13 protein-coding genes are annotated in these 14937 nt (G+C 59.8%); 7 read left to right on the top strand and 6 right to left on the bottom strand.

The annotated features are described in order from the left end of the window. Positions 1 to 117 precede the first annotated feature (117 nt). The 3 genes from leuA to xseA all read right to left on the bottom strand — a co-directional run bounded on the left by leuA (position 118) and on the right by xseA (position 4333). Positions 118 to 1797 carry a 2-isopropylmalate synthase gene (leuA, locus tag AC1DVH_RS09235; RefSeq protein WP_477753528.1) on the bottom strand — a complete coding sequence of 560 codons (1680 nt, stop codon included), beginning with the start codon at positions 1795 to 1797 and terminating at the stop codon, positions 118 to 120. 331 nt (positions 1798 to 2128) lie between these two features. Then, complete coding sequence (locus tag AC1DVH_RS09230; RefSeq protein ID WP_477753527.1) at positions 2129 to 2950, bottom strand: peptidoglycan DD-metalloendopeptidase family protein; 822 nt, start codon at positions 2948 to 2950, stop codon at positions 2129 to 2131. A 3-nt stretch (positions 2951 to 2953) separates the two neighbouring features. Next, positions 2954 to 4333 carry an exodeoxyribonuclease VII large subunit gene (xseA, locus tag AC1DVH_RS09225; RefSeq protein ID WP_477753526.1) on the bottom strand — a complete coding sequence of 460 codons (1380 nt, stop codon included), beginning with the start codon at positions 4331 to 4333 and terminating at the stop codon, positions 2954 to 2956. 151 nt (positions 4334 to 4484) lie between these two features. Between xseA and AC1DVH_RS09220 the strand changes: the two genes are divergently transcribed. Then, positions 4485 to 5249 (top strand): sulfite exporter TauE/SafE family protein, encoded by a 765-nt coding sequence (locus AC1DVH_RS09220; protein WP_477753525.1) that lies wholly within the window; start codon positions 4485 to 4487, stop codon positions 5247 to 5249. 56 nt (positions 5250 to 5305) lie between these two features. Here the strand turns inward: AC1DVH_RS09220 and AC1DVH_RS09215 are convergent, their stop codons facing one another. From AC1DVH_RS09215 to AC1DVH_RS09205, 3 genes are read right to left on the bottom strand one after another with little or no spacing between them, the layout of a single operon-like run. Next, on the bottom strand, positions 5306 to 5701 hold the full coding sequence (locus AC1DVH_RS09215; RefSeq protein ID WP_477753524.1) for a DNA polymerase III subunit chi: 396 nt from the start codon (positions 5699 to 5701) through the stop codon (positions 5306 to 5308). Positions 5702 to 5709: 8 nt separating this feature from the next. Further along, positions 5710 to 6138, bottom strand: coding sequence for a DNA polymerase III subunit chi (locus AC1DVH_RS09210; protein ID WP_477753523.1), 429 nt, complete (start codon positions 6136 to 6138; stop codon positions 5710 to 5712). A 60-nt stretch (positions 6139 to 6198) separates the two neighbouring features. Beyond that, the gene (locus AC1DVH_RS09205) at positions 6199 to 7689 is read right to left on the bottom strand and encodes a leucyl aminopeptidase (RefSeq protein ID WP_477753522.1); all 1491 of its coding nucleotides are present in this window, start codon (positions 7687 to 7689) and stop codon (positions 6199 to 6201) included. A gap of 395 nt (positions 7690 to 8084) precedes the next feature. Here AC1DVH_RS09205 and lptF point away from each other — a divergent pair, with 395 nt between their 5' ends. The 6 genes from lptF (at position 8085) to era (ending at position 14856) form a co-directional block, all read left to right on the top strand. Next, the gene (gene lptF / locus AC1DVH_RS09200) at positions 8085 to 9203 is read left to right on the top strand and encodes an LPS export ABC transporter permease LptF (RefSeq protein ID WP_477753521.1); all 1119 of its coding nucleotides are present in this window, start codon (positions 8085 to 8087) and stop codon (positions 9201 to 9203) included. Further along, the gene (lptG, locus tag AC1DVH_RS09195) at positions 9196 to 10257 is read left to right on the top strand and encodes an LPS export ABC transporter permease LptG (protein ID WP_477753520.1); all 1062 of its coding nucleotides are present in this window, start codon (positions 9196 to 9198) and stop codon (positions 10255 to 10257) included. The genes lptF and lptG overlap by 8 nt, the downstream gene beginning before the upstream one ends. Before the next feature lie 170 nt (positions 10258 to 10427). Beyond that, positions 10428 to 12227, top strand: coding sequence for a translation elongation factor 4 (lepA, locus tag AC1DVH_RS09190; protein WP_477753519.1), 1800 nt, complete (start codon positions 10428 to 10430; stop codon positions 12225 to 12227). Between the two features lie 5 nt (positions 12228 to 12232). Next, positions 12233 to 13087: a signal peptidase I gene (lepB, locus tag AC1DVH_RS09185; RefSeq protein ID WP_477753518.1), complete on the top strand. Its 855-nt coding sequence runs from the start codon at positions 12233 to 12235 to the stop codon at positions 13085 to 13087. A 184-nt stretch (positions 13088 to 13271) separates the two neighbouring features. After that, positions 13272 to 13961, top strand: a complete 690-nt coding sequence (gene rnc, locus AC1DVH_RS09180; RefSeq protein WP_008053221.1) for a ribonuclease III — start codon at positions 13272 to 13274, stop codon at positions 13959 to 13961. Then, a complete protein-coding gene (gene era / locus AC1DVH_RS09175) occupies positions 13954 to 14856 on the top strand; it encodes a GTPase Era (protein WP_007973959.1) in 903 nt (300 codons plus the stop codon). The genes rnc and era overlap by 8 nt, the downstream gene beginning before the upstream one ends. Positions 14857 to 14937 lie beyond the last annotated feature (81 nt).

Raw genomic sequence — 14937 nt, 5'->3', positions numbered from 1 at the left:
GTCACTGTGGGAGCGAGCTTGCTCGCGATGGGGCCGGGACAATCAACACAAAAACAGGCAGACAAATAAAAAGGCCCCAAGGTTCGCACCTTGAGGCCTTTTGCATTTCAGCGACGCTTAGGCAGCTTTCGCTTCCGGCTGGCTCAGCGAACGGTTCAGCGCACTGAACAGGGCCTTGAAGCTGGCGGTGGTGATGTTTTCGTCGATGCCGACGCCATGCACCGCACGTTCACCGTTCACACGCAGTTCAATGTAGGCCGCGGCCTTGGCATTGGTGCCCGCGCCGATGGCGTGCTCGTTGTAGTCCATGATTTCCACCGGTACCGGCAAGCCGGCCACCAGCGCTTCCAGGGCGCCGTTGCCCTTGCCGCGCCAGTGCAGGTTGGTCTCGCCCTGGCCTTGGCTGGCCACTTCCACTTCAACGGCGCTGTGACCGTTTTCTTCCTGCAGGCGATGGCTGACCAGCGCGTACGGGGTGTTGGCCTGCAAGTACTCGCTGTGCAGCAATGCGTGGATTTGCTGGGCGGTCATTTCCAGACCCAGGCGGTCGGTTTCACGCTGCACGACCTGGCTGAACTCGATCTGCATGCGACGCGGCAGGCTGATGCCGTATTCCTGTTCCAGGAGGTAGGCGATACCACCCTTGCCCGACTGGCTGTTGACGCGGATGACCGCCTCGTAGCTGCGGCCGATGTCGGCCGGGTCGATTGGCAGGTATGGCACTTCCCACAGTGCATCCGGTTTCTGCTGGGCGAAGCCCTTGCGGATCGCGTCCTGGTGCGAGCCGGAGAACGCGGTATGCACCAGGTCGCCGACGTACGGGTGACGCGGGTGCACCTGGATCTGGTTGCACTCTTCGACGACTTTACGCACGCCGTCGATGTCGGAGAAGTCCAGCTCAGGGTTCACACCCTGGGTGTAGAGGTTCAGGGCCACGGTCACGAGGTCGACGTTACCGGTACGCTCGCCGTTGCCGAACAGGCAGCCTTCGACACGGTCGGCGCCAGCCATCAGGCCCAGTTCGGTGGCGGCAACGCCAGTACCACGGTCGTTGTGGGTGTGCAGGCTGATGATCACGCTGTCACGACGGTTGATGTGACGGCCGAACCATTCGATCTGGTCGGCATAGATGTTCGGCGTCGCGCATTCCACCGTGGCCGGCAGGTTGAGGATCATCTTGTGCTCGGGCGTCGGGTTCCAGACTTCGATCACCGCGTCGCAGACTTCCTTGGCGAACTCCATTTCGGTGGCGCTGAAGGTTTCTGGCGAGTATTCGAAGGTCCACTCGGTGTCCGGCTGCATGGCCGCGTATTTGACGAACAGCTTGGCGGCGTTCACGGCGATGGCCTTGACCCCGTCCTTGTCCTGGTTGAAGACAATGCGGCGGAAGGAAGGGGAGGTCGCGTTGTACAGGTGAACGATAGCTTTCTTCGCGCCGCGCAGGGATTCGAAGGTGCGTTCGATCAGGTCTTCACGACCCTGGGTCAGCACCTGGATGGTGGTGTCGTCCGGGATGTGTTTGCCTTCGATCAGGGTGCGAACGAAGTCGAAGTCGGTTTGCGAGGCGGCCGGGAACGACGCTTCGATTTCCTTCACGCCGACCTGCACCAGGGTTTTCCAGAAGCGCAGCTTTTTGACGGCGTCCATCGGCTCGATCAGCGACTGGTTGCCGTCACGCAGGTCGGAGCTGCACCAGATCGGCGCGGCGGTGATGGTTTTCGACGGCCAGGTGCGGTCCGGAATGTCGATGGTCGGGAACGCGCGGTATTTCGAAGACGGGTCTTTGAGCATGCTCATCAGGAAATCCTTATTGTGTGGGCCGAAAAAAGGCGGCCTGCCGGTGGATCAAAAGTTCTTGGAGTAACGCTTGGGACGAGGCACCACGATTCAGCCCGGCAGTCGTGCACTGACGAGGCACAGGCTGCGGTGCTGGCGGAGCTGAATGAGGGTGTGAGAGGTTTTCATGCCTTCAACCCTAACCGCGGGGGTGAAGGTTGGCAAGCAGTCGAAAAAAATTGAGAGGAATACTCGAAAAGTCTTTTTTTGCGAGATTTTATCTTCTGTTTCTATGGGATTGTTTATGGGTATTGCGCAGACAGTTCGTCATGCGCAATCCACATCGTGACATTTATGGCTGGAATGCGCCGATGAAAATAGCCGGGTCCACCCGAGTCTCATTGAGGCTGATATTCCAATGCAAGTGCGGCCCAGTCGCGCGGCCGGTCGAACCGACTTTCCCCACCACTTCCCCTCGGGCCAGTTGCTGGCCAACTTTTACGTCAATCTTCGACATGTGGCAGAACATGCTGATAAAACCCTGGCCGTGGTCAACGAATACGGTGTTGCCGTTGAAGAAGTAGTCGCCTGTCAGGATCACTTTGCCGCCGGCGGGGGTCTTGATCGGGGTACCGGTTGGCACGGCGAAATCCAGTCCTGCATGGGGATTGCGTTCTTCGCCGTTGAAGAACCGGCGTACGCCGAACTTGCTCGATAGTGGTCCGTTAACGGGTTTGTCCAACARCAGGTTGCTGGGGGTATTGGGACTGAAACTTCGGTAGGCACCCAGTTGCAAAGGGATTTCTTGATCAATGCGTTTCTGATCGTCCGGGTTCGGATTGACCTGGCGCTTGTTCTTCAACGTAATGTGCTGTTCGGGGTACTTCTTGCTACCGACGTTGAACGCCAGGTTGCGATCGCCGCTGCTGATCTGCTGACTGCCGGGTTTGACGGTCAGGGGGACGCCGACAATCGCAAGCCAGTCGTCCTGCTCCTTGACCACCAGCACGGCTTTGCCCTGGTAACTGACTTTTGGTGCTTGTGCTGACGGGCCTAGATTGACCACCGCAACTCCACCGGGCACTGGTTTGTTCAGCAGGCGGGTGATGTAACTGTCGGCGTGGGCATTGAACGTCAGGCATAGCAGAAACAGGACGCTGAGAAAACGCGGCATAGATTAATCCAGTAAAGAAAGGGTGACAGGCGTCAGGTGATTGTCTTCGACCCGCACTTGCAGTTCGCCTTCGCCCAACTTGGCCTTGAGACGCTGGCCGTTATGGGTTTGCGCAGCGTTGCGGATCGCGTTGCCGCGCTCGTCCAGCAAAATGCTGTAACCACGGCCGAGGGTCGCCAACGGGCTGACCACATGCAGTGTCTGCATCTGGCTGTGCAATTGCAGGCGACGGTTCTTCAGCCCTTCGCGGATGGCGCGCGGCAAGCGCTCGGCCAGGCTGTCGAGGCGCTGGCGAAGCATTGCCAGTTGCCGGCCGGGATGTTGTGCGGCCAGACGGGTTTCCAGGCGGATCAAGCGTTCGCGACGGGTGTTGAGGCTGCGCTCGAACGCGCGGCGCATGCGCATGTCCAGGTCATCCAGGCGTTGTGCTTGCTGGCGCAGGCGCTCGCCGGGATGACGCAGGCGCCGGGAAATGCCTTCCAGGCGTAGTCGATCGCGCATCAAGCGGTCACGCATGCGCATCACCAACCGTCGGTGCAGGCTTTCGACCCGACGCACCAGATCGCTGGRGTCCGGTGCCAGCAATTCGGCGGCAGCGGAAGGGGTGGGCGCGCGAACGTCGGCCACGAAGTCGCTGATCGACACGTCGGTTTCATGGCCGACCGCGCTGACAATCGGCGTCACGCAAGCGTCTACGGCGCGGGCCACGGCTTCTTCGTTGAAGCACCAGAGATCTTCCAGCGAACCGCCGCCCCGGGCCAGGATCAGTGCGTCAAAACCCCGGGCATCTGCCAGTTTCAGGGCACGGACAATCTGCGCGGTGGCTTCGCGGCCCTGTACGGCGGTGGGGATCAGGGTCAACTGCACCTGCGGTGCGCGACGGCGGAACACGCTGATGATGTCGCGGATCACCGCCCCGGTGGGCGAACTGATGATGCCGATGCGTTGCGGGTGCGCCGGTAGCGGGACCTTGCGCTCGGCACTGAACAGGCCTTCGGCGCTGAGTTTTTCCTTGAGTGCGTCGAAGGCCAGGCGCAAGGCGCCATCACCGGCCGGCTCCACAGTATCGAGGATCAGCTGATAATCACCGCGCCCTTCGAACAGCGAGACTTTGCCGCGCACCTTGACCGCGAGCCCGTCCTTCAGTGCCTGGCGAACCCGTGCCGCGTTCTGCCGGAACAGTGCGCAACGGACCTGGGCGCCGCTGTCCTTGAGGGTGAAGTACACATGGCCCGAAGCCGGACGGGCGAGGTTGGAGATTTCACCTTCGACCCAGATGTTGCTGAACACGTCTTCGAGCAACACCCGCGCGCGGCCATTGAGCTGGCTGACGGTCAGGACCTCACGGTCCAGGCCGAGTCTTGAAAAGGGATCTTTAATCATGGGGCGCAGTTTAAAGGCATTTTCCAACTGAATGCACGATCCCTTGTAGGAGCTGCCGAAGGCTCGGTCCGCGCTCGGGTGATCTTTTGATCTTGAAAGGGCAAGATCAAAAGATCGCAGCCTTCGGCAGCTCCTACAGGGATTGGGTGAAATGTTGGTTGATTTGTTGGGTCAATGGAGTTTTGGCGCGGTGGACTGGCTGGTGATCGCATCGGGCATCGCCCTGGCCTACATCGTGTTCGGCATCGCCGGTTTCGGCACCGCGCTGGTGGCGGGGCCGATTCTGATTCTGTTCATGCCGCTGTCGAAGATCGTGCCGTTGCTGGTGCTGCTCGATTTTGTCGCGGCATTCGGCAATCTGTTGCCTTCGCGGCGTGATGTCGCCAGGCCGGAGCTGTTGCGGTTACTGCCCTGCATGGCGGTGGGGTGCACGCTGGGGGTGATTTTCCTGCTGAACCTCAAGTCCGATCTGTTGCTGTTGTTGATGGGGGTGTTTATCAGCGCCTATGCGATTTACAGCCTGTGGATCAAAACCCGCCCGACGCAATTGTCTGCCGTATGGGCGCTGCCGATGGGGACGGTGGGCGGAATGTTTGGCGCGTTGTTTGGCAGCGGCGGCTTTCTCTATGCGATCTATTTGAACAGCCGTTTGCCCAAGGAGGCGGCCCGGGCCACCCAGAGTGCGCTGATCAGTTGCAGTACGGTGGTGCGTTTGAGCCTGTTTGCCATCGCCGGTGTGTATGCCGATCTGCCCTTGCTGGCGCTGGCGGTTTGTCTGTTGCCGGCCATGGTGCTGGGGCTGTGGTTCGGTCGAAGGCTGACCATGCGCTTGTCCCGCGAGGCGTTCATACGCCTGGTGACGTGGCTGGTACTTGCCAGCGGGATCGCGTTGATCGGGCGCTATCTCAGTACCTGAAGATTCAACCTGTGGCGGGGAGCTTTTTGTGGGAGCGAGCTCCCACCGCAAGCTGTTCAGTCGTTGTACTGGCTCAACAACCGCTCAAGCCGTGCACTGAGTCGGCGTTTGATTTCGGTTTCGATATGCGGAGCGAAGTCGTCGATCACGTCTTGCATGATCAGCTCCGCGGCAGCGCGCAATTCGCTGTCCAGGTGCAGCAAGTCGTCCGGCTTCTTGCTGGCGACTGGCGTCGCTGCCGGTTCTACGGCGGGAGCAGCAGGTGTTGGTTCGACAGGTGGCGAAGGCTCGCTCACGGCGTCGAACAACATCGGAATCTGTTCCTGGTCGCCGTCCTCGACCGTGTCGGTCAGCAGGGGCGGTTGCAGGTTGTCATCGCCGAGCAATTGGCGGATCGACTCAAGGTCGTCCAGCAGGTGCGCGGACTGTTGCAGCGGTTTTGGAGTGTCCATTGGAAGGCTCAGAGTCGCTGTAAACGGTGATCTTGCAGAGGATAGCCCTGTTCGCGGTAGAAACGGAAACTCTCCCGCGCGGCCGCTCTGATCGTTGGATCCTCCACCACCACTTCCGCCACTCTGGCGAACCTGTTGGCGAAGGCCGGGACTTTCAGGTCGAGATTGACCAGCAAATCCTGATGCTGACCGCAGTCATCGCCCACCCCCAAAACAATCAAGCCGTCAGGTTCGCTGTCGGCAGGGCCATGGGGCACGAAGCTTTCGCCCTTGAACGTCCACAGCCGCGCATCGAGATCGTCACGCTGGGCCGCATCGCTGCAATGCAGGTAGATGCGGTGGCCCATGCGCCAGGCTTTCTCGGTGAGCTTGCAGGCAAAGTCCAGGCGTGCCGAAGGATCGGCGCTGGGCAGGATATAGAAGTCGACTTTGGTCATTGCGGTTCCAGAGCGGCAAACGGCGTCACCGGAAAGTGACGCCGCCGCCCATCATCGGTTTCAGGCTTTGGCGCGGTCCAGCAGGTACTGGGTTAGCAGGGGAACCGGGCGGCCAGTGGCGCCCTTGTCCTTGCCGCCGCTGGTCCAGGCGGTGCCGGCGATGTCCAGGTGCGCCCAGTTCAGGTTCTTGGTGAAGCGCGACAGGAAGCAGGCCGCGGTGATGGTGCCGGCTTTCGGGCCGCCAATGTTGGCGATGTCGGCGAACGGGCTGTCCAGCTGTTCCTGGTACTCATCGAACAGCGGCAGTTGCCAGGCGCGGTCGTCGGCAGCCTTGCCGGCGCTCAGCAGTTGGTCGATCAGTTCGTCGTTGTTGCCCAGCAGGCCCGACGTGTGGGAACCCAGCGCGACCACGCAGGCGCCGGTCAGGGTCGCGATGTCGATGACCGCTTGCGGCTTGAAGCGCTCGGAGTAGGTCAGTGCATCGCACAGCACCAGACGGCCTTCGGCGTCGGTGTTGAGGATTTCCACGGTCTGGCCGCTCATGGTGGTGACGATGTCGCCCGGGCGCGAAGCGTTGCCGCTCGGCATGTTTTCGGCGCAGGCCAGGATGCACACCAGGTTGATCGGCAGCTTCAGCTCAAGCACGGCACGCAGGGTGCCGAACACGCTGGCGGCGCCGCCCATGTCGTACTTCATTTCATCCATGCCGGCGCCCGGCTTGAGGCTGATGCCGCCGGTGTCGAAGGTGATGCCTTTGCCGACCAGCGCATACGGCTTCTCGGATTTCTTGCCGCCGTTGTACTGCATGACGATCAGGCGCGGCGGCTGGGCGCTGCCCTGGCCGACGGCGTAGAACGAGCCCATGCCCAGGGCCTTGATCTTCTTCTCGTCGAGGACTTCGACTTTCAGGTCCTTGAATTCTTTGCCCAGGTCTTTCGCCTGCTCTCCGAGGAAGGTCGGGTGGCAGATGTTCGGCGGCAGGTTGCCCAGGTTGCGGGTGAAAGCCATGCCGTTGGCGATGGCAGTGGCGTGGGCCACGGCGCGCTGCACTTCAGCTTGAGCCGCCTTGATGGTCAGCAGGGTGATTTTCTTCAGGGCGCGGGGTTCGGCTTTCTGGCTCTTGAACTGGTCGAACTGGTATTCGCCATCGATCAGGGTTTCCGCCAGCAGACGGGTCTTGCCGTAGCTGTCGCGACCCTTGACCACGATTTCGTCCAGGGCCAGCACCGCATCACTGCCGCCCAGGCCTTTCAGGGTGTTGAGGATGCCGGCGATGATTTTGCGGAACGGGCGGTCACCCAACTCGTCGTCCTTGCCAACGCCCACCAGCAGCACACGCTCGGCCTTGAGGTTCGGCAGGCTGTGCAGCAACRGGCTCTGGCCAACCTTGCCGGCCAGGTCGCCGCGCTTGAGCACTGCGCTGATTGCGCCACCGCTCAATTCGTCGAGTTGTCTGGCCACCGCACCGAGCTTGCGGCCTTCGCCAACGGAAACCACCAGCGTGGCGGTCTTCAACGTTTCCGGGTTGACGCTTTTTACAACCAGTTCCATGTCCGGGTCCCTGAATTGATGGTTAGCACGCAAGCGCCCGACACCGTATGTGCGTCACTTGCCTATAAAAAGAAAGGCGCCGGGATCGACCGGCGACAAAGGCCGCAGTTTGAACCTCGCTACCGGCGGCTGACAACCCTCGGTTGTACGATTGTAGGAGCGAGCCTGCTCGCGAAGAACCTGAGGCCGTCTCGGGGTTTGAGGCTTATCGCGTAATCGTTGACGACCATCGCGAGCAAGCTCGCTCCTACACCTACCCCCAATGCATTGCGCAGTGACAGGTGCACCCAATCACAGGATAATGCGCCATCTTTTTTCGGCGGCTCTGCCTTGCGGGCTGTCCGATACGTTTGCTTGTTTGGCCGCCTTAGCCTGACAACCCTGGAGTGTCTGGTTTGATCGTCTTCCGTTATCTATCCCGCGAAGTCCTGTTGACCTTGAGCGCCGTCAGCGCCGTGCTGCTGGTCATCATCATGAGCGGTCGCTTCATCAAATACCTCGCCCAGGCGGCCTCGGGGCTGCTGGATCCGGGGTCGCTGTTCCTGATCATGGGCTTTCGTCTGCCGGGCTTCCTCCAGCTGATCCTGCCGTTGGGGCTGTTTCTCGGGATCCTGTTGTCCTACGGGCGCCTGTACCTCGAAAGTGAAATGACCGTGCTCTCGGCCACCGGCATGAGCCAGCAGCGGCTGGTTTGGATGACAATGTTTCCGGCCACCCTGGTTGCACTGATCGTGGCGTGGCTGAGCCTGAGCCTGGCGCCACAGGGGGCCAACCAGTTTCAACTGCTGCTGAACAAGCAGGATGCCCTGACCGAATTCGATACCCTGGAGCCGGGGCGCTTCCAGGCCCTGCGTGACGGTACCCGGGTCACCTATACTGAGCGCATGACGGATGACCGCGTCAATCTCGGCGGTGTGTTCATCTCGCAAAAGAACATCAGTTCCAACAACAAGGATCGCGGAATTTCTGTCCTGGTGGCAGAGAAGGGGCGTCAGGAAATTCGCCCGGACGGCAACCGCTACCTGATCCTTGATAACGGCTATCGCTATGACGGTAATCCGGGGCAGGCCGACTACCGGGCGATCAAGTACGACGAGTACGGTGTGCTGCTGCCAAAGCCGGACGTCAGCGACGAAGTCACCGACCGTGATGCGATGCCGACCAGTAAGTTGATCGGCAGTGAAGACATTCGCCTGCGCGCCGAGTTGCAATGGCGCATGTCACTGCCATTGCTGGTGTTCATCGTGACCTTGATGGCGGTGCCGCTGTCGCGGGTCAACCCGCGCCAGGGCCGATTCCTCAAATTACTGCCGGCGATTCTTCTTTATATGCTTTACCTGACCATTTTGATTGCCGCTCGCGGTGCCCTCGACAAGGGCAAGATCCCGGCGGTACTGGGCTTGTGGTGGGTGCACGGGATTTTCCTGGTCATTGGCCTGGGCTTGCTTTATTGGGAGCCCCTGCGTTTGAAGAGGGCGAGTCGCCGCAGCGCGCTGGAGGTGGCCCGTGGTTAAGCTGGATCGCTACATTGGTAGCAGTGTGTTGATTGCGATTCTGGCGGTGCTCGGGATCATTCTTGGTCTGGCGACACTGTTTGCCTTCATCGACGAGATGAGTGAAGTCAACGATACCTACACCCTGGTCGATGTTCTGAGTTATGTGACGCTGACCGCACCGCGCCGGATGTACGAAATGATGCCGATGGCCGCGCTGATCGGTTGCCTGATCGGTCTGGGCAGCCTGGCCAGCAACAGTGAACTGACCATCATGCGTGCCGCTGGTGTGTCGATCGGCCGGATCGTCTGGGCGGTCATGAAACCGATGCTGCTATTGATGCTCGCCGGTGTGTTGGTCGGCGAGTACATCGCGCCGCCTGCCGAAACCACCGCACAGGCCAATCGCTCGCTGGCCCAGGGCAGCGGTGATGCACAAAGCGCCAAGCACGGCCTGTGGCACCGCCAGGGCGATGAGTTCATTCACGTCAACTCGGTGCAACCCAACGGCATCCTGTATGGCGTGACCCGTTATCGCTTCGACAACGAACGGCACATGCTGTCGGCGAGCTTCGCCAAGCGTGCCGAGTTCGACAAGGATCACTGGCAGTTGACGGATGTCACGACCACGTTGTTCCACGAGCGCAGCACCGAAGTGGTTTCGACCCTGGACGAGCGCTGGGAAGTCGCATTGAGCCCGCAGTTGCTGAACACCGTGGTCATGGTGCCGGAGTCACTGTCGATCAGCGGTCTGTGGGGCTACATCCACTATCTGGCAGATCAGGGGCTGAACAATGGCCGCTACTGGCTGGCATTTTGGGTCAAGGTCTTGCAGCCGTTGGTCACTGCCGCGTTGGTGCTGATGGCCATTTCCTTCATTTTCGGTCCATTGCGTTCGGTAACTCTCGGCCAGCGTGTGTTCACCGGTGTGCTGGTGGGCTTCACCTTCCGTATCGTCCAGGATTTGCTGGGGCCTTCCAGCCTGGTATTCGGCTTCCCACCGTTGCTTTCGGTGCTGCTGCCGGCGGGTGTTTGTGCTGTGGCGGGGCTCTGGTTGTTGCGTCGAGCAGGCTGATAGCGGGCATTTTTCGACCGCTTTGACGATAGAAACGCCCTTGTCGCAAGACCGGGGCGTTTTTGTAGGCACCGTCTGACCTGCGAACGTGACGCTTGCGCCGTGGATCAGGTACAATTCCCGGCTATTTTTCGGCGGGCTATGCCTGCAGCCTTTTTGAGTGTTGATCCGTGAGTGATTTGAGTCATATCCGCAATTTCTCCATCATCGCCCACATTGACCATGGCAAGTCGACGCTGGCCGATCGCTTCATCCAGATGTGTGGCGGCCTCGCCGAGCGCGAAATGGAAGCCCAGGTCCTGGACTCCATGGACCTTGAGCGTGAGCGCGGGATCACCATCAAGGCGCACAGCGTTACCCTGTATTACAAGGCTCGCGACGGTATCAACTACCAGCTGAACTTCATTGATACCCCCGGCCACGTTGACTTCACCTATGAGGTGAGCCGTTCGCTGGCTGCCTGTGAAGGTGCGTTGCTGGTGGTCGATGCCGGTCAGGGCGTTGAAGCACAGTCGGTTGCCAACTGCTACACGGCGATCGAGCAGGGCCTGGAAGTGATGCCGGTGCTGAACAAGATCGACCTGCCACAKGCCGATCCGGACCGTGTTAAAGAAGAAATCGAAAAAATCATCGGCATCGACGCTACCGATGCAGTCGAGTGCTCTGCCAAGACCGGTCTGGGCGTCGACGAAGTACTCGAACGCCTGGTCGCCACCATTCCTGCGCCAACCGGTAACTACGAAGATCCGCTGCAAGCGTTGATCATCGACTCCTGGTTCGACAACTACCTGGGCGTTGTTTCCCTGGTACGCGTGCGCCACGGTCGTGTGAAGAAGGGCGACAAGATCCTGGTCAAATCCACCGGCAAGATCCACCTGGTGGACAGCGTCGGTGTATTCAACCCGAAACACACCCCTACCGTTGACCTGAAGGCCGGTGAAGTGGGCTTCATCATCGCCAGCATCAAGGACATTCACGGTGCACCGGTCGGTGACACCCTGACCTTGAGCTCGACGCCGGACGTTGATGTACTACCAGGCTTCAAACGCATTCAGCCGCAGGTTTACGCCGGTCTGTTCCCGGTCAGCTCCGACGACTTCGAAGATTTCCGTGAGGCCCTGCAAAAGCTCACGCTCAACGACTCGTCCCTGCAGTACACCCCGGAAAGCTCCGACGCCCTGGGCTTCGGCTTCCGTTGCGGGTTCCTCGGCATGCTGCACATGGAAATCATCCAGGAGCGCCTGGAGCGCGAGTACAACCTGGACCTGATCACCACGGCGCCGACGGTAATCTTCGAGCTGCTGCTCAAGACCGGCGAGACGATCTACGTCGATAACCCGTCGAAGCTGCCGGATCTGTCTTCCATCGAAGACATGCGCGAGCCGATCGTGCGCGCCAATATCCTTGTGCCACAAGAGCACCTGGGCAACGTCATTACCCTGTGCATCGAAAAACGCGGTGTGCAGGTCGACATGCTGTTCCTCGGCTCCCAGGTACAAGTGACCTACGACCTGCCGATGAACGAAGTGGTGCTGGACTTCTTCGATCGCCTGAAATCCACCAGTCGCGGCTATGCTTCGCTGGACTACCATTTCGATCGTTACCAATCGGCTAGTCTGGTGAAACTGGACGTGCTGATCAACGGTGACAAGGTCGACGCCCTGGCGCTGATCGTGCACCGCGACAATTCGCACTACAAAGGTCGCCAGTTGACCGAGAAAATGAAGGAACTGATTCCGCGGCAGATGTTCGACGTGGCAATCCAGGCCGCCATTGGCGGGCAGATTGTGGCGCGGACAACCGTCAAGGCGCTCAGAAAGAACGTATTGGCCAAATGCTACGGTGGTGACGTCAGCCGTAAGAAGAAGCTGCTGGAAAAGCAAAAGGCCGGTAAAAAACGCATGAAGCAAGTCGGCAACGTGGAAATTCCACAGGAAGCCTTCCTTGCAGTGCTCAGGTTGGATAGTTAGGTCCTATGTCACTAAATTTCCCGCTGTTGCTGGTCATCGCCGTATTCGTCTGCGGTCTTTTGGCGTTGCTCGATCTGTTGTTCCTGGCGCCACGGCGCCGGTCTGCCATCAATGCCTATCAGGGCAGTGTGAGCCAGCTTGATGGGGCAGTGGTCGAGAAACTGAGCAAGGAACCGCTGCTGGTTGAATACGGCAAGTCGTTCTTCCCGGTGTTGTTCATCGTGCTGGTGCTGCGTTCGTTCCTGGTGGAACCGTTCCAGATTCCTTCAGGTTCGATGAAGCCAACCCTGGATGTCGGCRACTTCATCCTGGTGAGCAAGTTTTCCTACGGGATCCGCTTGCCGGTGATCGACAAGAAAGTCATCGAAGTCGGTGATCCGCAGCGCGGCGATGTGATGGTGTTCCGCTACCCGAGCGACCCGAACGTCAACTACATCAAGCGTGTAGTTGGTTTGCCGGGCGACACGGTTCGCTACACCGCCGACAAGCGCCTGTTCGTCAACGGTCAATCGATTGCCGAGCAACTGGTCGGCGCCGAGCCGGGCACGCTGGGCAGCGCTGAGCTCTACAAGGAAAAACTCGGTGCGGCCGAGCACATGATCCGCAAGGAAATGAGCCGCTACCGCGCCATGCCGGACCATTCGTGGACCGTGCCGGCCGGGCACTACTTCATGATGGGCGATAACCGCGACAACTCGAACGACAGTCGCTACTGGGATGATCCAAGCATTCCCAAGGATCTGCTGGGCATGGTTCCCGACAAGAATATCGTCGGCAAGGCCTTCGCGGTCTGGATGAGCTGGCCGGAACCCAAACTCAGCCACCTGCCGAATTTCTCGCGGGTTGGCCTGATCAAGTAATCAGACACGGCGCTGTTGAACACAGCGCCGAATGCATTTCTGGAACCGGCACAATGGGCGCCAGACGCATGAAAACAATGATATTCAGGATGTTATTTTTGAACACAGCGTTAATTGTCCCAAGCCTGCGCCGCCTCACGGCGATGGCGGTGGAATCCAGCCACGAACTCAGCGTGGGTAAACCGTGAGCGTCTCCTTAAGCCGTCTAGAGCGTCAGCTCGGCTACACCTTCAAGGATCAGGAGCTGATGGTCCTGGCCCTGACTCACCGCAGCTTTGCCGGGCGTAACAACGAACGCCTGGAATTCCTCGGTGACGCCATCCTCAACTTCGTCGCTGGCGAGGCGCTGTTCGAGCGCTTCCCGCTGGCCCGCGAAGGCCAGTTGTCGCGTTTGCGCGCGCGCCTGGTCAAAGGTGAGACCCTGGCCGTTCTGGCCCGTGGTTTCGATTTGGGCGAATACCTGCGCCTGGGTTCGGGCGAGCTGAAAAGCGGCGGTTTCCGTCGCGAGTCGATTCTGGCCGATGCACTGGAAGCGCTGATCGGTGCGATCTACCTCGATGCCGGTATGGAAATGGCCCGTGAGCGTGTGCTCGCCTGGCTGGCCGGCGAGTTCGAAGGTTTGACGCTGGTCGACACCAACAAAGATCCAAAGACCCGCCTGCAAGAGTTCCTGCAGTCCCGGGGTTGTGAGCTGCCGCGTTACGAAGTGGTGGATATCCAGGGTGAGCCGCATTGCCGGACGTTCTTCGTCGAATGCGAAATCATCTTACTGAATGAAAAAAGCCGAGGTCAGGGTGTGAGTCGTCGTATTGCCGAACAGGTAGCGGCCGCCGCAGCACTGATTGCCCTGGGTGTGGAGAATGGCAATGACTGATACAAATGCAACTCGCTGTGGCTATGTTGCCATCGTCGGCCGTCCGAACGTGGGCAAGTCCACGCTGCTGAACCACATCCTGGGTCAGAAGCTGGCGATCACCTCGCGCAAACCGCAAACCACTCGTCACAACATGCTCGGCATCAAGACCGAGGGCGACGTGCAGGCGATCTACGTCGATACCCCTGGCATGCACAAGGGCGGCGAAAAGGCTCTGAACCGCTACATGAACAAGACCGCTTCGGCGGCGTTGAAAGACGTCGACGTGGTGATCTTCGTGGTCGACCGCACCAAATGGACCGAAGAGGACCAGATGGTTCTCGAGCGCGTCCAGTACGTGACCGGCCCGCTGATCGTAGCGCTGAACAAGACCGATCGCATCGAAGACAAAGCCGAGCTGATGCCGCACCTGAGCTGGTTGCAGGAACAGTTGCCGAATGCGCAGATCATCCCGATTTCCGCGCAGCACGGGCACAACCTCGATGCACTGGAACGCGTGATTGCCGAGCACCTGCCGGAAAACGATCACTTCTTCCCGGAAGACCAGATCACCGACCGCAGCAGCCGCTTCCTCGCCGCCGAGCTGGTGCGCGAGAAAATCATGCGCCAGATGGGCGCCGAGCTGCCGTACCAGATCACCGTCGAAATCGAAGAGTTCAAGCAGCAGGGCAAGACCCTGCATATCCATGCCTTGATCCTCGTCGAGCGTGACGGCCAGAAGAAAATCATCATTGGCGACAAGGGCGAGCGCATCAAGCGTATCGGCACCGAAGCGCGCAAGGACATGGAGCTGCTGTTCGACTCCAAGATCATGCTCAACCTGTGGGTCAAGGTTAAGGGCGGCTGGTCCGATGACGAGCGTGCGTTGCGTTCGTTGGGTTATGGCGACTTGTAATACGTTTTCCGGATCAACAAAGATCCCCTGTGGGAGCGAGCTTGCTCGCGATAGCGGTCTGTCAGTCAACATTGATGTTGA

It is taken from the genome of Pseudomonas sp. P4_C3, from assembly GCF_056402075.1.
The sequence above is the reverse complement of the archived record's forward strand: the minus strand, read 5'-3'. Positions and strand labels throughout refer to the sequence as shown.